This window comes from Tabrizicola sp. (assembly GCF_034366665.1).
Lineage (GTDB): Bacteria > Pseudomonadota > Alphaproteobacteria > Rhodobacterales > Rhodobacteraceae > Tabrizicola.
The window spans coordinates 1-16,954 of the sequence record NZ_JAXMMF010000156.1; the positions used below are offsets into that span (position 1 = coordinate 1).

At 67.7% G+C, this 16,954-nt stretch carries 18 protein-coding genes; 4 read left to right on the forward strand and 14 right to left on the reverse strand.

What is annotated here, in order from left to right:
• From U1E69_RS22035 to U1E69_RS22045, 3 genes are all read left to right on the forward strand, one after another.
• A partial coding sequence (locus U1E69_RS22035) for a universal stress protein (RefSeq protein ID WP_322246646.1) occupies positions 1 to 648 on the forward strand: 648 nt, incomplete at its 5' end.
• A gap of 62 nt (positions 649 to 710) precedes the next feature.
• A complete protein-coding gene (locus U1E69_RS22040) occupies positions 711 to 1,445 on the forward strand; it encodes an endonuclease/exonuclease/phosphatase family protein (RefSeq protein WP_322246647.1) in 735 nt (244 codons plus the stop codon).
• A complete protein-coding gene (locus U1E69_RS22045; protein ID WP_322246648.1) occupies positions 1,445 to 3,031 on the forward strand; it encodes a phosphatidylserine/phosphatidylglycerophosphate/cardiolipin synthase family protein in 1,587 nt (528 codons plus the stop codon). The genes U1E69_RS22040 and U1E69_RS22045 overlap by 1 nt, the downstream gene beginning before the upstream one ends.
• An 18-nt stretch (positions 3,032 to 3,049) precedes the next feature.
• Here the strand turns inward: U1E69_RS22045 and U1E69_RS22050 are convergent, their stop codons facing one another.
• Together U1E69_RS22050 and U1E69_RS22055 are read right to left on the reverse strand one after the other, a co-directional pair.
• Positions 3,050 to 3,457, reverse strand: a complete 408-nt coding sequence (locus U1E69_RS22050) for a universal stress protein (protein WP_322246649.1) — start codon at positions 3,455 to 3,457, stop codon at positions 3,050 to 3,052.
• A 101-nt stretch (positions 3,458 to 3,558) separates the two neighbouring features.
• A complete protein-coding gene (locus U1E69_RS22055) occupies positions 3,559 to 4,374 on the reverse strand; it encodes a universal stress protein (protein WP_322246650.1) in 816 nt (271 codons plus the stop codon).
• Between the two features lie 167 nt (positions 4,375 to 4,541).
• On the opposite strand from U1E69_RS22055, the gene U1E69_RS22060 reads away from it, so the two are divergent.
• Complete coding sequence (locus tag U1E69_RS22060; protein WP_322246651.1) at positions 4,542 to 5,315, forward strand: SDR family oxidoreductase; 774 nt, start codon at positions 4,542 to 4,544, stop codon at positions 5,313 to 5,315.
• Between the two features lie 17 nt (positions 5,316 to 5,332).
• Here U1E69_RS22060 and U1E69_RS22065 read toward each other — a convergent pair whose 3' ends face one another.
• The 12 genes from U1E69_RS22065 to U1E69_RS22120 form a co-directional block, all read right to left on the reverse strand.
• Complete coding sequence (locus U1E69_RS22065) at positions 5,333 to 7,021, reverse strand: complex I subunit 5 family protein (protein ID WP_322246652.1); 1,689 nt, start codon at positions 7,019 to 7,021, stop codon at positions 5,333 to 5,335.
• The gene (locus U1E69_RS22070) at positions 7,018 to 8,496 is read right to left on the reverse strand and encodes a proton-conducting transporter membrane subunit (RefSeq protein ID WP_322246653.1); all 1,479 of its coding nucleotides are present in this window, start codon (positions 8,494 to 8,496) and stop codon (positions 7,018 to 7,020) included. The genes U1E69_RS22065 and U1E69_RS22070 overlap by 4 nt, the downstream gene beginning before the upstream one ends.
• Positions 8,493 to 9,965 carry a complex I subunit 5 family protein gene (locus U1E69_RS22075; RefSeq protein ID WP_322246654.1) on the reverse strand — a complete coding sequence of 491 codons (1,473 nt, stop codon included), beginning with the start codon at positions 9,963 to 9,965 and terminating at the stop codon, positions 8,493 to 8,495. Before U1E69_RS22075 ends, U1E69_RS22070 begins: the two co-directional genes overlap by 4 nt.
• Positions 9,962 to 10,300, reverse strand: a complete 339-nt coding sequence (locus U1E69_RS22080; RefSeq protein WP_140984670.1) for an NADH-quinone oxidoreductase subunit K — start codon at positions 10,298 to 10,300, stop codon at positions 9,962 to 9,964. Before U1E69_RS22080 ends, U1E69_RS22075 begins: the two co-directional genes overlap by 4 nt.
• A 1-nt stretch (position 10,301) precedes the next feature.
• On the reverse strand, positions 10,302 to 11,264 hold the full coding sequence (locus U1E69_RS22085) for a hydrogenase subunit MbhD domain-containing protein (protein WP_322246655.1): 963 nt from the start codon (positions 11,262 to 11,264) through the stop codon (positions 10,302 to 10,304).
• Positions 11,261 to 11,587 (reverse strand): cation:proton antiporter, encoded by a 327-nt coding sequence (locus U1E69_RS22090; protein WP_203021271.1) that lies wholly within the window; start codon positions 11,585 to 11,587, stop codon positions 11,261 to 11,263. The genes U1E69_RS22085 and U1E69_RS22090 overlap by 4 nt, the downstream gene beginning before the upstream one ends.
• Positions 11,584 to 11,850 (reverse strand): monovalent cation/H+ antiporter complex subunit F, encoded by a 267-nt coding sequence (locus tag U1E69_RS22095; RefSeq protein WP_140984673.1) that lies wholly within the window; start codon positions 11,848 to 11,850, stop codon positions 11,584 to 11,586. Before U1E69_RS22095 ends, U1E69_RS22090 begins: the two co-directional genes overlap by 4 nt.
• Complete coding sequence (locus tag U1E69_RS22100; protein WP_140984674.1) at positions 11,843 to 12,340, reverse strand: Na+/H+ antiporter subunit E; 498 nt, start codon at positions 12,338 to 12,340, stop codon at positions 11,843 to 11,845. Before U1E69_RS22100 ends, U1E69_RS22095 begins: the two co-directional genes overlap by 8 nt.
• A 255-nt stretch (positions 12,341 to 12,595) precedes the next feature.
• Positions 12,596 to 12,901 carry a zf-TFIIB domain-containing protein gene (locus U1E69_RS22105; RefSeq protein WP_140984675.1) on the reverse strand — a complete coding sequence of 102 codons (306 nt, stop codon included), beginning with the start codon at positions 12,899 to 12,901 and terminating at the stop codon, positions 12,596 to 12,598.
• Positions 12,902 to 13,239: 338 nt separating this feature from the next.
• The gene (locus U1E69_RS22110; protein ID WP_322246656.1) at positions 13,240 to 14,535 is read right to left on the reverse strand and encodes an MgtC/SapB family protein; all 1,296 of its coding nucleotides are present in this window, start codon (positions 14,533 to 14,535) and stop codon (positions 13,240 to 13,242) included.
• A 48-nt stretch (positions 14,536 to 14,583) separates the two neighbouring features.
• Entirely contained in the window at positions 14,584 to 15,666 is a 1,083-nt protein-coding gene (locus U1E69_RS22115; protein ID WP_322246657.1) for a calcium/sodium antiporter, read from the reverse strand.
• Between the two features lie 129 nt (positions 15,667 to 15,795).
• A partial coding sequence (locus tag U1E69_RS22120) for a GntP family permease (RefSeq protein WP_322246658.1) occupies positions 15,796 to 16,954 on the reverse strand: 1,159 nt, incomplete at its 5' end.

Genomic DNA, 16,954 nt, shown 5'->3' on the forward strand with positions numbered 1-16,954 from the left:
CGCGCGGCGGAAGATCGCAGCAAGGCGGAATGCGAACGCCTGCGCTCCCTCATCGAGGGGGCTGCAGCGCCAGAACTCAACGTCAAGGTCATGAGCCAAAGGCCGGTGCTGGGCGGCGCTCTTGACGCCGCCGCAGTTGAAGCGCGGTACTTCGATCTGGCAGTGCTACCGTGGGCCGCCGAGACCCTTTTGTCGCAGGATATGGCGCAATCGCTTGTCTTCGGCGCCGGCGTTCCCGTGATCCTTGTTCCCCCGTCGACCCCGTCGGGTCCCGTCGATCACATCGCCATTGCCTGGGATGAAAGCCGCGTCGCCGCGCGGGCGCTGTGCGATGCGCTTCCGCTTTTGTCGGCGGGTGGCCACATTTCGGTCCTGACGGTGCAGGACGAGAAATCGCTGCGAGGTGCCGGCCTCGCGCAGACCCTTGCGGTTTCGCTGGAACTGCGCGGCTACAATGCCAAGGCCGTCGATCTTACCCTGGACGGCAGAACCATCGCGGAGGTGTTGCAGGACGGGGCCCGGGCACAGGGAGCACAGCTTCTGGCGATGGGCGGTTTTGGCCATTCCCGCCTGCGCGATTTCATCCTTGGCGGAGCAACGAAGGGCGTGTTCGGCGATCTGCGAATTCCGACTCTCTTGGCACACTAATCGGCAGGTCATCAGTTTCCGGGATTCCCGAAGAAACTGCGAAATGACCCGGCTAGGCGAACATGATCGACCTCACCGTTGCCTCCTACAACATCCACAAGGCCGTCGGCATCGACCGGCGCCGGGATCCGGCGCGCATCACTGCGGTGATTGCCGAGATCGGTGCCGACATCATCGCCTTGCAGGAGGCCGACAGACGTTTCGGCAGCCGTGCCGGACTGCTGGATCTGGAGGCATTGCGCCGCGACCTGGGTCTGATTGCGGTGCCGATGCAGACGCACCGCAAGGCGCATGGCTTTCACGGCAACCTGATTCTGGTGCGCGACGCATTGGTCGAAGCGGTGCACCAGCTGGATCTGCCCGGCATCGAGCCGCGCGGCGCCCTGATGGCGGACCTGACGATCCAGCGCCAGTCGATCCGGGTGATCGCCGCGCATCTTGGGCTGACGGCGGGATCGCGCTTGCGCCAGGCCCAGAAGATCCTGGAGCGGTTGCAGAGGCTTGACGAACGGCCGACGCTGCTGATGGGCGATCTGAACGAGTGGCGGGCTGCGGGGCGGTCATCCCTTGATCCCCTACTGGCCCATTTCCGGCCGACTGCCAGCCTTCGCAGTTTTCCGTCGCGGTTTCCGATGCTGTCGCTGGATCGGGTGATGACCTGCGCCCGGTCGGACCTGAGCGGGATCGAGGTCCACCGCTCGAAGCTGGCGCAGGTCGCGTCCGACCATCTGCCGGTCAAGGCCCGCTTGCGGTTCAACAGCACCGCGGCCGGCCTGCTGCTGCCGCAGTCTTCTTGATGCACTGGACCCTGGAAGGCCTGTTGTGGCTGCTGGCCGCCGCCGCCGCGGTGGTGATGGCGTCGGCGCTGGCCTTCCGGTCCTGGTACCATTTCGCCGAGCGCGCCCGCGGCCCGGCGGGACGGGCGCTTCCCCCCGAAGGCCCGGCCACGCCGCTGGACCTGCTCATGGCCGGTGCGGCGGCGACCGAGGGCAAGGCGAACGCGGTTGCCAGCCTGCTTGACAATGTCGACGCCTTTGCCGCCCGGGTGCAGTCGGTCCGGCAGGCCGGGCGCAGCCTGGATGTGATGACCTACATCTGGCGCACCGACCTGACCGGTTGGCTCTTGCTGCGCGAGGTGTTGGACGCGGCGGATCGCGGCGTGCGGGTGCGCCTGCTGCTGGATGATCTTTACGTTCAGGGCATCGACCCGGTGTTCCTGGCCCTCAGCGAGCATCTGAACGTCGACGTGCGGCTGTTCAATCCGTTCCGCAACCGGGGCCATCTACTGCGGCGCGGGCTGGAGGCGGCGCTTGGCCTAACCCGCTACAACAGGCGCCTGCACGGCAAGACCTGGACCGCCGATGGCCGCATCGCGATCGTCGGCGGGCGCAACATCGGCGACACCTATTTTTTCGGGCCGGGGATCCCCGGCAGCGGTCCGGGCGGATCGGGAGGGTCGGAGTCCGACCGGGTCTCGCGCGATGCCGACCTGATGCTCAGCGGTCCGGCGGTCGGCGACATCGACCGGATGTTCGACGGCTACTGGAACCTCGGCCTCGTGCTGCCGATCCGCGCGCTGCTGCCGCATATCAGGATCAGTCTCCGGCGGTTTCGCCGACGATTGAGGCGGCACAGCGAAGCAGCCCACGCCCGCAGGTTCCTCGATCAGGCCCTCGCAGGGCGCGACGCGGCGACCGCGCTGACGGGCCGCTTGCGCGCAGCGGCCGAGGTGCGGGTTCTGGCCGATCCGCCCGACAAGGCTTACGGCACCCGAAGCGCCCTCTGGATGGCCGAAAAGGTGCATGCGCTGCTGGCTGCGGCCGAGCGCGAGGTTCGGCTGATCACCCCCTATTTCGTCCCCGGCGAGGCCGGCATGGCGGAACTGATCGCGCTCAGCCAGCGCGGTGTCGAGGTTTCGGTGCTGACCAACGCGCTCTCCGTCTCGGACAACATCGCTGTTCATGGCGCGTACCGGCAGTATCGGGCCCGGTTGTTGGCGGCCGGGGTCCGGGTCCATGAATTCGCGCCGCCGCCCGTCGCGCCGGGAGGCCAGCGCGACGTGCTGCATTCCAAGGTCTTCATCATCGACCGCAAGGCCGCCATCGTCGGGTCGCTGAACTTCGACCAGCGCTCGGCCGAGATCAATGCCGAGCTTGGCGTCTGGTTCGAGGAGCCCGGCAACGTGCAGGACCTGCTGGCCGCATACGACGCCGACAGCGGCCCCGACATGGCCTATGCGCTTTCACTGCAGGGTTCGGCGATCCGCTGGGACGTGATCCGGCCTGGATTGCCGACGCAGTTCGACCGCGAACCCGAGACCGGGGTGCTGCGGCGCGGCATATCTTGGGTCGCCGGGCACCTGCCGATCCACGGCTGGCTCTGACCCGCGCGGCGCGGCGGCTCAGCGCACCACATGCACCGAACAGCGGGCATGGCCGACGATGCGCCCGGCAGTGCTGCCCAGAAGATAGTCCTGCAGCCCGGACCGATGCGAGGCAATGACGATGCAATCGACCTCGTTCTCCTCCGCCCATTCCAGGATGGTGCGGCCGGAATGGCCCTCCAGCAGGACCGGTTGCGCATGGGTGAACCTTGCGGCCATTTCGGACAGCTGGTCGCGGATTGCCTGGTTCAGGGCCTGGTCGTATTCTTCGGGGATGTAGGAGATGGCGTAGGAGGGAATGGCCTCCTTGACATGCAGAAGTGTTACGCGCGCCCCGGCAGGCGCCAGCACGGCAGCCGCCTGAAGCGAGCGTTCGGGATCGTGTTCGGCGTCAAACGCGACCGCGACCAGAACATGCTTGTACATCCGCCACCTCCCTGAATTTCTTGCGCGAACCCTGATCCCCGCCACCGGTGCGCGTTGATCTGGATCAGGCGGGGCCGACTGGCCCCCAACAGCTTTGGCCTTTACAGCTCCGGCTCGGGCGGGACGACCAGCACGTCCACCGGCAACCAGGCCAGAAGATCCTCGGCAACGCTGCCCAGCACCAGGCGCCGCAAGCCGGAATGTCCGCCAGTCCCAAGGATCACCAGATCCGGCGCAAGGCCATCCATCGCTGAGCGCAGTGCCGTCTGCGGGCTTCCGGCCAGGACCGAAACCTCGATTCCATCCGGCAGGCCTATGTCCGGGCGCGCCGCGAAGGCGCGCAACTCGGCTTCGGCTTGACCGACTTCGGCGCCTGCCTCGTCGTCGACCGCGTGCACCAGGTGGATGCGCGCGTCGCGCAGCAGTCCCAGCCGCAGTGCCGTCTGAGCCGCGAAGCCCGAGGAGCCGGACAGGTCAGATGCGATCAGGATGCGCCGGTAAGGGCCTTGCGGCGGCTGTCGCACCGACAGAACCGGGCGGGTTCCGCCCCGCAGTACCCTTTCGATTGTGCTGCCGCGGAGGCCGGCAAGAAGCCCCTGCGGCCGCGACGAGCCGAGCACGATCAGATCATCGTCGCGCGCATCGGCGGTTGCAAGAATCTCCGAATGTGGGTCGCCCTTGCGGATCAGCACCTCGGGGCGTGCCAAGCCTTCCGGCAGGCGCACGTCCAGCCACTCAGTCAGGATCGGCGGCGGGCTGCCGCCCACGCCCAGGACCAGCGCAACCGAGACGTCCGGGTCGACAACATGCAGCACGCCGATCCTGTCGGCATGGCCCGGCATCAACAGCAGCGCCCTCTCGAGTGCCGCCACCGATTGCCGGGTGAATTTCGTTGCCAGCAAGAGCGACTCTATCATGCCATGAGCGTTTCCGGTATCCGCGCCATTGGCAAGTGCCCCTGCCCGGTCATGGCGACGCCAGCAGCTTTCTTTCGCATCCTTGATCCATGTCAGCCCCGGGCAAGACGGCTGCCCGTATCATTACACCATTACATCATTGCAACTTCGGGAAAAGGAAAACCGGCATGGCACTGCTGGCTGGAAAGGTCGCGCTGGTCACCGGCGCCGCGGCGGGGATCGGACGCGCGACGGCGCTGAAATTCTCCGCCGAAGGGGCGAAGGTCATGGTCTCGGATGTCGAGAGCATCGGCGGCGAGGAAACCGCGGCGATGATCCGCGACAGCGGCGGCGAGGCGCGGTTCCTGCGCGCCGACGTGTCGGTCGCGACCGAGGTCAAGGCGCTGGTCGCGGCCACGGTCGCCGCTTATGGTCGGCTGGACTGCGCCTGCAACAATGCCGGCATCGAAGGCACGATCGCGCCGTTCATTGACCAGACCGAGGCGAATTTCGACCGGATCATCGCGGTCAACCTGAAAGGCACCTTCCTTTGCCTGCAGGCCGAGATCGCCCAGATGCTGGCCCAGGGCGGTGGCGGCGCCATTGTCAACCTTTCCTCGATCGCCGGGCTGATCGGCTTTCCGGGGCTTTCATCCTACGTTGCCTCCAAGCACGGTGTGAACGGGCTGACGCGCAATGCGGCGCTGGAATATGCAAAGGCGGGGATCAGGGTGAACTCGGTCTGCCCGGCCGGGATTGACACGCGGATGCTCGATTCGCTGGCCGATCAGGCGACGGGCGGCAAGATGACCAGCCGGCAGATGATGGACGGGCTGCACCCGATGGGCCGCATCGGCACCCCCGACGAGGTGGCCGGCCTGATCGTCTGGCTGTGCTCGGCCGAGGCCGGGTTCATGACCGGCGCGGTGGTGCCGGTCGACGGCGGTTTTGTCGCGCAATAGGCCGGGGTCGGGCCAGTCTAGATCAGGCTGGCGGCGACGACCGCCCCCGTAATGGCTAGAACCAGGATCGCGGCGGCGGCGCCTTCGCGGAAGATGTCCTCGATCCGGTCCAGATCCTCGCCGATGACGATCTGCGGCTTCGGGCGCGAGCGGCGCAGTGACCGTGACCCGGCGCGCAGGGCAGCCCTTGCGGCGGCGGTCAGGGCCGCTGCCCGGCGCTGCACCGGGCCAAGCGCGTCGCCCTCGGGCAGGGTGGGCGGCTTCAACCCGACCGCGACCGCGCCCGCGATCAAGAGCACCGCGAGGCCCAGCGGCCAAGCCTCGGCCAGCTTCGACGCGAGGTCCGCCGCCAGCGGGGACTTGCCGGTCACATCGGCGTAAAGCAGCCAGGGCAGCCACAGCGCCGCCCCGGCCAGCGCCAGGAACGGCAGCGCCATCAGAAGCGGCGGGCGGCGGCGTGGTTTCGCCGTCGGCAGCACCGCCAGATAGCGCGCCATCGCCAGCGCCGTGGTCAGTGCGGACAGACCGATCAGCGTCGCGCCAAGCGCTCCGGCCGGGTCCTTCATCGCCGATTTCACCAGCGCCCCGGCCAGCAGCGGCATCCCGGCCAGCGACAGGCCCAGCACCGCGAGCACTGCCATCAGCCCCCAGCGCCAGCCTCGCCCGCAGAGCGGCGCGAGGCCGACGCCCAGGAACAGCGCCCCCTTGGCCAGCCCGTGATGCAATGCGAACAGCGCCACCGCCGGCAGCACCGTGGCGGGCGCGCTGCCCGCAGCCAGCGCAACGCCCAGCACCCCCATCACCAAACCCATCTGGCTGACGGTGGAATAGGCCAGCACGGACTTGGCCCCGGCCTGCCCGACCGCCAGCAGCGCCGCGAGGAACAGGCCGGAAAAGCCCAGGATTGTCAGCAGGTTGCCCGCAACCGCCGCCGAGGTTCCCAGCGGCAGCAAGGCCACCATCCCGAAGATCCCGGCCTTGACGATGGCACCCGACAGCACCGCCGAGGCCGGCACCGGTGCGGCCGGATGCGCCACCGGCAGCCAGACATGCAAGGGCATCAGACCGGCCTTGATCCCGAAGCCCGCGATCAGAAGCCCGAGTGCCGCAGGATGCGTCGAAGGCAGGGCCAGGGCAGCGCGCACCGCCTCGATCCCGATGGCTCCGCCCGCCCCGTGCGAGGCCAGCATCAGCCCGACCAGGATCGCCACCTCTCCCAGCACGGCCAGCACCAGATAGACGGTGCCCGCCCGCATCGACGCGGGCTTGCGGTCATGGATCACCAGCGGATAGGCCAGAAGCGAGACCAGCGCGAAGAAGACATAGAAGCTGACGATGTCGGCGGCGATGACGACGCCAAGATTGCCGGCCAGCACCAGGTTCCAGAACAGCGCGAAGGCGGCGGGCCGGCTGTCGCGGCGCAAGTAGTCGGCGGCATAGACCCCGGCCCAGAACCACAGCACCGCCGCTCCGCCAAGGAAGATCGCGCCGGTGGCAGTCAGTTCCAGCCCGCCGTCCAGAAGCACCCCCGGCAGCGCGACGGGTGTGTCGCGCGGCGCGAAAAGGGCGGCGGCCAGTGCCGGCAGGGGGCCAAGCGGCAGAAACATCACCATGCGCGGGCCCCAGCCCGGCAGAAGCGCCAGCCCGGCCAGCAGCATCGGCCACAGGACCGTCAGCGGTAGAAGCAGTGTCAGGTCGGCAGTCATCGCAGATAGCCCCCCTCGGCGATCAGGGTGGCCCAGCCCAGCGGGCTGAACGGCAGCGATGCGAAGATGCCCGCCCCAAGCGCCACCAGGGCCGTCACCGCCGCGGGTAGGATCAGCATCCGGTCGCGGGTGGTGGCCAGTTCGCGGATGGCGGGCCGGTCGGGTGGCGGGGGCAACAGCCAGGCGCGGTAGAGGAGCGGCAGGAAATAGGCGGCGTTCAAGAGCGATGACCCCGCCAGCACCGCCACCACCCAGGCCGCGTCCGATTGGAGCGCGCCGATCCCGAGATACCATTTCGAGATGAAGCCCGCCACCGGCGGCAGCCCGATCATCCCCAGCGCCCCGACCGAGAACGCCGCCATCGTCACCGGCATCAGCCGGCCCGCCCCGTCCAGATCGGCAATCGCCTTGATCCCCATGCGGTTCGCGAGCGCGCCGGCGCACATGAAAAGGGTGATCTTCATGATCCCCTGATGCACCAGATGCACCAGCCCGCCGATCACGGCATATGGCCCGATGAGACTGGCACCAAGGATGATGTAGCTGACCTGGCTGACCGTGGAATAGGCCAGCCGCTTCTTCAGATCGCTCTGCATCAGTGCGCGGACCGAGCCGTAAAGGATGGTGACCGAGGCCAGCGCCGCCAGCGGCACGCCAAGGCCCAGTTCGGCCACGGTGCCGATGCCGTAGACATCATAGATCATCCGCACGATGCCGAAGGCTCCGGCCTTGACCACTGCGACGGCGTGCAGAAGCGCGCTGACCGGCGCGGGGGCGGCCATCGCCTCGGGCAGCCAGCCATGCAGGGGGAAGATCGCGGCCTTCACCCCCAGCCCGCCGATGCACAGGATGAAGATCAGCGTCAGGGTCAGCGCGGGGATGCCGGTCAGGTCCGGCGGCGCGGCGAACTCGATCGCGCCGACCAGCGACTGCAGCCACAGGATCCCGGCCAGGAAGGCGACGCTGCCCGCCAGCGTGTAGGAAAGGTAGATCCGCCCCGCGCGCAGCGACTTGTCGTCGCCCTTGTGCGCGACCAGCGGCCAGGTCGCCAGCGTCAGCAGTTCGTAGACCAGGAAGAAGGTGATCGCGGTGCCCGACATCGCCACGCCGGTCGCCGCCAGCACGCAGAGGTTGAAGAAGCCGAAGAACCGCGGCAGGTTCGGGCCGCGGTCGAAATAGGCGATGGCGTAGATCGTGGTCAACAGCCACAGGAATACCGAAAGGGTCACGAACAGAAGGGCAAGCCTGTCCAGCCGCAGCACGAAATCATGACCCGGCAGGAACTCGTAGCGCCATTCGAACACCAGACCGGCCTCAGTCGCGTTCAGCAGGTAGGCCACTACCAGCAGCTTGGTAAAGGCCACGCCGAGGTTGGCCGCGTTGCGCCAGGCGGACAACCGCTCGGGCAAGGCAAAGCTGACCCCGGCGGCGACCAGCGGCAGGAATACCAGAAGCAGCGGCGCGAAGGTCATCATGGCGCGGCCTCCGGTTGGATCACCGTGGGCGTGGCCCAGGGTGCCTCGATGGCCGAGACGTCGACCAGCGCGGTGCCGGCAAAGCCCATGACGATGGCCAGTCCCGCCAGCGCCAGCGGTGCCACGGCTTGCACTCCGCCGGTCACCGGGCCGCGCGACGCGGTGTCAGGTCCCGCGCCAGCCAAAGGGGCAAAACAGGCCGACAGCGCCCGAAAGAGATAGACCGCTGCCAGCAGGCCACCAATCACCAGCACTCCGGCATAGAGGAACGCGCCCTGCTCGATTGCAGCGCTTAGCAGCAGGAACTTGGCGGTGAACCCGCCCGAAGGCGGCAGCCCCATCAAGGACACCGCCGCCAGGCCGAAGGCGGTCACGGTCAGGGGCATGGCCTGCGCCAGCCCGCCCAGATCGGCGATCCGGTCACCGGCGGCAGCCTTCAGCATCAGCCCGGCCGCAAGGAACATCGCCGCCTTGGCCAGCATATGCGCCACGCCGTGCAGCGTCATCCCGGCCCAGGCGCCGGAAGGCTCGACCGTCCCGGCGACCAGCGGAAAGGCCAGGAACAGATAACCGACCTGCGCCACCGTCGAATAGGCCACCAGCGGCTTCAGCCGGTCCTGCCGCATCGCCTGGATCGATCCGTAGATCACCGCCGCCGCGCCCAGGCCACCCAGCACATGCAGGGCGGCCGGGCCGGTAACGGCTGCAAAAGCCTCGAACCACAGCCGCACCAGGATGACGAAACCCAGCTTGACCGCGATCGCCGACAGAAGCGCGCTGGCCGGGGCCGGGGCGGCGGCATGGGCGGGCGGCAGCCAGCCGTGCATCGGAAAGAGTGCGGCCTTGATCAGCAGCCCCGCCGTCATCAGCCCCAGCGCCAGCAGCGTCGCGAGATCGGCCTCAGCCACCTGCGCCAGAAGGATCACGTCCACAGTGTCGTAGCGCGCTACCGTCAGCGCCACGCCCAGCAGATAGGCCAGCGAGCCGAGCAGCGCGATCATGAAATAACGCAACGCCGCCGCCAGCGAGCCCATCGCCGCCAGCGCCACCGCGGCCAGACTGACCATCTCCAGCGTGACGTAGAGGTTGAAGAGATCGGTGGTCAGGAACCCCGCATTGGCCCCGGCCCACATCAGATAGACCAGCGGCCAGAAGGTCTCGGCCTGGGCGGCGTGGCCGGGCTTTTCCGGCAGCTCGGCCAGCGCGTGCAGCCCGACGGCGCCGATCACCAGCGCGGTGGCGAGGATCATCAGCCGCGCCACCCCGTCGGCGCGCAAGAGGATGCCCAGCGGCAGGTCCCACTGACCGACGAGATAGGCCGCATCGGGCGGCAAAAGCGCCAGCCACAGCGCCAGTCCCGCCATCAGGGGTGCGGCCAGCAGGATCAGCCAGCGGCCGGATGGCCCCAGCATCAGCGCCGCCGCCATGAAGCCGAGCGGTGCGGCCATGAGAAGGTCAAGCGGGCTCATGGCGCGGGATTTTCGTTGTCGTCGGCGGCAGGTTTCGCGGCCGCCCGCGTCTGGGCCTGCCGTACGATCATCGCCGCGCCGAAAGCGGTCAGCGCGACGGCTACGACGATGCCGGTGATCACCAGCGCCTGCGGAAAAGGATCGGTAGCGTCAGGCCCCCGACCCAGCCCGCCCAGGATCAGGAAGATGCCCGCCCCGACCACATTGACTGCCAGCAATTGGCGCAAAGGGTGACGCAGGGTGATGAAGGCGTAAAGCCCGAGACCCACCAGGGCTGCGCCGGTCACGGCATAAAGATGTCCGGTGGACAGAAGGACGGGCAGCGGCAGGTCCATCTCAGCCCTTCCCTTCCGGGTCTGGGTCCGACGCGCCTGGCATCGGCGGCCCGGCCACCAACAAGGCCAGCGTGACCCCGATCGACAGGAAAAGAGTGTATTCGATGGTCACGATCAGCGCCTTGGCCAGCCCCGCAGGATAGACCAGCAATCCGCCCGCCGCGACCCCGGCCAGCCCGATCACCAGAAAGACCACGGGACCCAACACCAGCGCCGCGCGCAGAAGCGGCTGGTCGCTGGACGGCAAGCCGATGGTGCCGCCCATCCCCGCCACCAGAAGGCCGCCCGCCAGGACCGTCCCGGCCTGGAAGGCGCCGCCCGGCAGGTCCGATCCGGCCCAGACCAGATAGGCCGCCATCACCAGCGCCACCGGCAAGAGAAGCTGGCCGAAGGTGCCCGCAACCCGGCGCATCGGCGCATCGGCCATGCCGGGATCGGCGGGGCGGCCGGGCCAGGCCCCCGCCGGGGCCAGCGACCAGACCGCGACCAGCGCGCCCAGAAGGACGAAGCTTTCCAAGAGCGTGTCATAGGCGCGGAAGGCCAGCAGGACGCCCGTCACCCGGTTCTCGATGCCAAGCCCCGGCATCAGCGGTGCCACCACCCGGTCCAGCCCGCTTTCGGGCGGGATCGAAAGCACCGCCGCCGCCAGCAGGACCACGAACCCCGCGCAGGCGGCAAGGGCCCCCAGCCGCAGCAACAGGGGCGAGCCGGTGGATGTCGCGGCATCCCCCAAGGCCAGCAGCCGCGCCCGCGCCAGGATCAGAAGGACCCCGGTGACGCCCGCGCCGATGGCGATCTCGGCCAGCGCCACGTTTACGGCATCTAGCCCCAGCCAGGCTAGGCCCATCAGGTTGCCGAAGGCGATGAAGAAGGCGATCGCGGCCAGTGCGTCGCGCACGAACAGCGCGATGGCCGCAGTGCCGAGGATCATCAGGCACAGGATGAGGTCGAAGGCGAAGGTCATCGCAGGCCGCCGTCCGGCGCGCTGTCGGCATCGTCCAGGCGGGCCTCGTCCAGGCGGGCGCGCCGGGCCAGCAGCTGCGAGGTAGTGCCCGCCGCGATCACCGCGAACAGCCAGACCAGCGCGATCTTGGCCGCCACCGCCAGCGACCCGCCGTAAATCGCCGCAGCCAGCGCCACCAGCCCAAGGCCAAGGTTGTCTGCCTTGGTCAGCGCGTGCAGCCGCGAGGCGGTGTCGGGAAAGCGCAAGAGCCCCAGCGAGCCCGCGGCGTAGAAGGCCAGCCCTGCGCCGAGGAGCGCCAGCACCGCCAGATCGATCCAGCTCATTCCTTTGCCCCGGGTTTCGCGGTGCCACGCACGAAGGCGGTCACCGCAATGGCCGCCAGCAGCGTGCCGATCAGCGCCGCGTCGAGGAAGGCCGCATCTCCACGCGCCGCGCCAAGGACGACGGCGACGCCGATCACCCCGGTGCCGGCAAGCTGGGCGGCCATGATCCGCTCGACCGGGCCGGGCCCGCGCCAGCAGCGCACCAGCGCCGCCGCGACGGTCAAGAGCAGGAAGATCGCGACAAGGGTGAACCAGTCAGCCATGCGTCGCACCATATTCAGTGATGCGGCTGTCGAACAGACCGTGGATACGGGTTTCGTCGGCTTGAACCTCGCCCGGCGTGAAATTCGGCAGATACAGGACGTGTATGTCCATTTCGCCGTCGCCCGGTCCGGCGGGCAACGTGCCTGGCAGGATGCTGATCAGCCCCCCCAACAGAACATTGGCCGCGTCATGCCGGCTCGACAAGGGGATGTCGACCCAACCTGGCGAAATCGGCAGGCGTGGATCGAAAGCACGTCGCGCGACGTCCAGCCCACCCAACCCGCTGTGCACCAGAAACCGGGGCAGTATCGCCGCCGCGCGCCAAACGACAACACCGGGCCGGTCAACCGGATAGATCAGCAGGCTGAGCACCGTTGCCACGGCGACTGCGGCCGCGCCATATGCCAGGGAATCGACCCCGCCGCCTGTCAGTACGACCCAGAGGGCTCCAAAGATGGCTAACCGATTCAGAACTGAGACAAGCTGCATCGAATCCTCAGGGTGCAATTGGCCCCATTCAACGGTTAACCACTATTCCGCAGACCACCACAACCGAAAACGGGCAGCAAACGTCCAAGGTGGACAATTGCTTTGCCATCTGGGTATAAACGTCAGGCGCTTCCGGCTGAACCGCGTCGTTCAGAGTGAAGCTTTTCAGACCAGCCCGGGCGTGACTGCCAGAATGTGCGCCGAGGACCGAAGTCGCAGTCCCCGGGGAACAGGTTTCACGCCGCGCTGCCGCGATCAAAAATCAAACAGCTCGCCAAGCATCGACTTGCGCTTGCGCCGACGCGGATCATGTTCGTCATCATAGTCGCCGCGATCATCATAGCGTTCATTGTCGCGGTGGGCGCGACTGTCACGTTCACTTTGCGCCGGACGAGCGTCGCCGCGTGGTCCGGCGGGAACTGGAACAGACTGAGACATCTCGATAATCTTGTCGAGTTCGCCCCGGTCGAGCCAGACACCCCTGCACGTCGGGCAATAGTCTATCTCGACTCCCTGGCGGTCTGACATCGTGAGCAGTGTGCCGTCAACAGGGCATTTCATAATCTCGGTTCCTTGCGCTATCTGCACTCTTGCAGTGGTCTTGAGGTAGGTGCTGACCGCCATGCCCGCAATAGAGTTGGCCAAACTAAACCTGATAAATCGGGATGAACTTCGGCTGTAGGCCGGAATTGCATTGGATATGGGGCTATCCTTTGGCCTTCAGCCAGATCGGAATGTCGGCAGGGCTGCGTCGCATTTATTTCAAGCGCAGCAGCTGGCTTAGGGCAAATCAGGCAAAAGCGGCAACCGGTTCTCCTGCCCGATCTGCGGAAAGTCGGAAAGTCAGGTCGGTTCGGGCGGTTCTGTCATCGCCTTGTCCCATCCAGGCGCAGATCTGTTCAGCCCCACAGGGGTATCGTCACGGGCAGGAAGACCGCCGCCCAGGTTGCCGCCAGGCCCAGCAACAGCCCCGGGATCACCCGACCGGCAAAGCCGGCCCCGCCCAGCGTCGCGGCCAGGGCGACCCGCATGCCGGTGTTGGTACTGATCGCTGCCAGGATCGGCAGCACCGCATCCTGTGGCGCGATCTGGCCCGACCCGACCATCAGCGCGACCGAAATCGCCGCCGATTGCGTGTTGACAAGACCGGCCAGTGCGGCGGCCGCGATCAGCGCGTTCGGCCCGAATTCCTGCTGCACGGCGGTAGATGCCAGCATGATCGCCGCCAGGGCGACCGAAAACGCCAACCCCGCCCTCAGGCTGATTGCGCGGGTCTGCACGACCGGGGTGACTGCCTCGCCTGGCGGCACATTCTCGGCGAGGGTCGGCGGCGCGCGTAAGGCAGCAATCGCCCAGGGCGCAGCATACATGGCTGCCACCAGTCCTCCAACCAGCAGGGGCTGCGCCATTGCGTCAAGCGTGGCAAGGCTGGTCGCCGCCAGTACCAGCGCCATTGTCAGCACTGTCGAGACCGAGGACAGCAACGCCCCTGCTCCCGCCCCCAGCAGCTGTGCTGGTATCTTGTGCACGCGCCCGGCCATGTCGCGAATCGTTGCCGTGCTGGAAACGAAACCCGAGGCGAAACCAGTCATTGCCAGCCCGTAGTGCGCCCCGTAAACCCGCACCGCCACATGGCCGGCAGCGGAGATGACCATGACCATGATCACCACCGACCACATCAGATAGGGGTTCAGCACGGCGTAGGGGCCGAAGGTCTGGTTCGGCAGGACCGGCAGCACCACCAGCGTCGCCGCCGCCAGCATCAGCCCGTCGCGCAGCTCCTGTTCGGTCATCACCGAGCGCACGAAATCGTGCAGGTAGGCACGCGAGGCCAGCAGCACCGCCATCACGACCCCGACCCCGGCGGCCACCAGAGGCTGCGTCACCGACAACCCGCCCAAGAGCACCGTCATCACCAGCGCGATCTCGGTGGTCAGGCCGACATTCTCGGCCCGTCCGCGCCAGTAGGCCAGCCCGGCCAGCAGCACGACACCCAGGACGGCGGCGGCAAGGAGGGCGACGCCGCCGGTCAGTTGCGCAACTGCACCCAGAAGCGCCGTGATGGCAAAGGTCCGGATCCCGGCCGAAGACTTGACGTCCGTTTGCGACATCCGCTGTTCGCGCTCGGCCCCGATCAGCAGGCCGATCCCCAGCGCTTCGGCGAGATTGAACAGGATCAGCGCTTCCTGGTTCATCGTCGGGCCCCTTTGAAAGGTGTCGCGCCGACTAGGGGATCCCAAGTCTCAGACATTGCCCGTCCGGTTCGGCCGCAGGTAGATCGCCACCGTCGTCACCAGGGTCAGCGGGATCACGAAATAGACCATGGCCGTGGTCAGCGTCTCCAGCGCGTCATGCTGTTCTGCGGCAAGGACCAGGTAGGTGACGTAGAAGACGTAATAGGCGACGAAGACGAAACCTTCCCACCGCGCGATCTCGCGGCCCGACAGGAAGATCGGAATGCAGGCGATCGCCGTGGCCAGCATCACCCAGATGTCGAAGGCCATCACCGAGGGCGCGATGCTGATCCCGGCGGTGCCGGCGACCAGACCGGACAGGCCAAGGCAGCCCAGGATGTTGAAGATGTTCGATCCGACCACATTGCCGACCGCGATGTCACGCTCGCCCTTGAGCGCGGCGGTGATCGAGGTGGCGACTTCGGGCAGCGAGGTACCGGCGGCGACGATGGTCAAGCCGATCACCAGCTCGCTGATCCCCAGCGCCTGGGCAAAGGCCACCGAGGCCGTCACCAGAAGCCGCGATCCGACGATCAGGCATGCCAACCCGCCGATGATCATGCCGACCTGCACCAGGCGCGAGTCGGACCAGCCGCCGGAACCCACCTTTGCTTCAGGAGTTTCCATGTCAGCCGCCGCCGCGCGCGTGGCGCGGCGCGACTGGGCGACGATGAAAGAGGTATAGACGACCAACAGTGCTGTAAGAATCGCGCCCTCGTACATGCCGATGACGCGGTCCTGCACCATGACTACCAGAAGCAGCGAGATCGCAACCATGATCGGCACTTCCTGACGGATGATCTGGCTGTGGACGACCAGCGGCACGATCAATGCGCTCAGCCCCAGAATAAGGAGCACGTTGAAGATGTTCGATCCCACCACATTGCCGATGGCGATGTCGGACTGGCCGCCCATGACCGCGCCGACCGACACCGCCACCTCGGGGGCCGAGGTGCCCATGGCGACGACGGTCAGTCCGACGACGAGGGGCGACAGGCCAACCGCCAGCGCCAGCCGCGACGCCCCGCGCACCAGGAGTTCCGCGCCTACGACCAGAAGGCCGAGCCCGGCAAAAAAGAAGACCAGGTTCATGGTTCGGCTGCCCCAAGTGGTGTCGCTGCTTTCTGGGTCGTCCAGGGCGGGGAGTCAAGGTTGCGCGCGTGGTGCCATCCCTCGGAGACGCGGGGCGCGGTGTCACAAGGCCCCGACGGCAGGGCCGGGTCACGCGGCCAGCAGCAGGATCACCAGAAGTGCCAGGATCGGGCCAAGCACCGCCACCATGAAGATGTCGCCATAGGCGCGGCGGTGGTCAAGCCGGCAGACCGTCAGCAGCGTGATCACCGCGCCATTGTGCGGCAAGGTGTCCAGCCCCCCGGTCGCGACCACGATCACCCGGTGCAGCACGCCCGGGTCGATCCCAGCGGCAACGCCGCGCGCCAGGAACGTCTCGCCCATGGTGGTCAGCGCGATGCTCATCCCGCCCGAGGCCGAGCCGGTCAGCCCCGACAGGATGCTGGAGGACACCGCCAGCGCGACAAGGGGGTTTCCCGGCGCGATGCCCAGCACCGCTTCGCTGACCACGGCAAAGACCGGCAGCGCGGCGATGACGGTGCCGAAACCTACCAGCACCGCAGTATTCAGCAGCGGCAGCGCCGAGGCTCCGGCCCCCGCGCTGAGGGATTCGGTCAGGTCGGGCAGCCGCCGGCGGTTGGTCAGGATGATCAGAAGGATCGTCACCGCCAGCGCCAGGATGATCGCCCAGACGCCGCGCAGCCGGTCAAAGCCGACCCCGCCCCAGCGGTCAGCGGCCAGATAGGCGGTGTCTAGCATCGGCAGCAGAAGCCCGGCGAACAGCCCGTTCAACGCCACCACCGCCACGATCGGCAGCGCCGCCAGCCACAAGGGCGGCAGATCGGTCGGGGCCTCGCCGCCCTGGCGCGCCTCGGCGATGTCGAAGCCCTCGCCCTGGGCCATCTCGCGGAAACGGCGCGGCAGCATTCCGACGCCTGCCGGGGCCGTGGTCTCCTCGGCAAAGCGGCCGCGGCGGGCGCGCCACATCAGCCAGGCCAGCCCGAAGCCCAGCATCACCGCGCCGGCCACCAGCCCCAGCCCCGGCCCGGCAAAGACGGTGGTGCCGAAGAAGGGCATCGGGATCGCGTTCTGGATCGAGGGCGTGCCGGGCAGCGCGGTCATGGTGAAGGTGAAGGCCCCCAGCGCGATCGTCGCCGGGATCAGCGGGCGGGGCAGCTTGCTGCGGGCGAAAAGCTCGGTCGCCAGCGGTGCCACCGCAAAGGCCACCACGAACAGCGACACCCCGCCATAGGTCAGCACCGCGCAGGCCAGCACCACCGCCGGGATGGTGTTGGCCGGGCCCATCCGC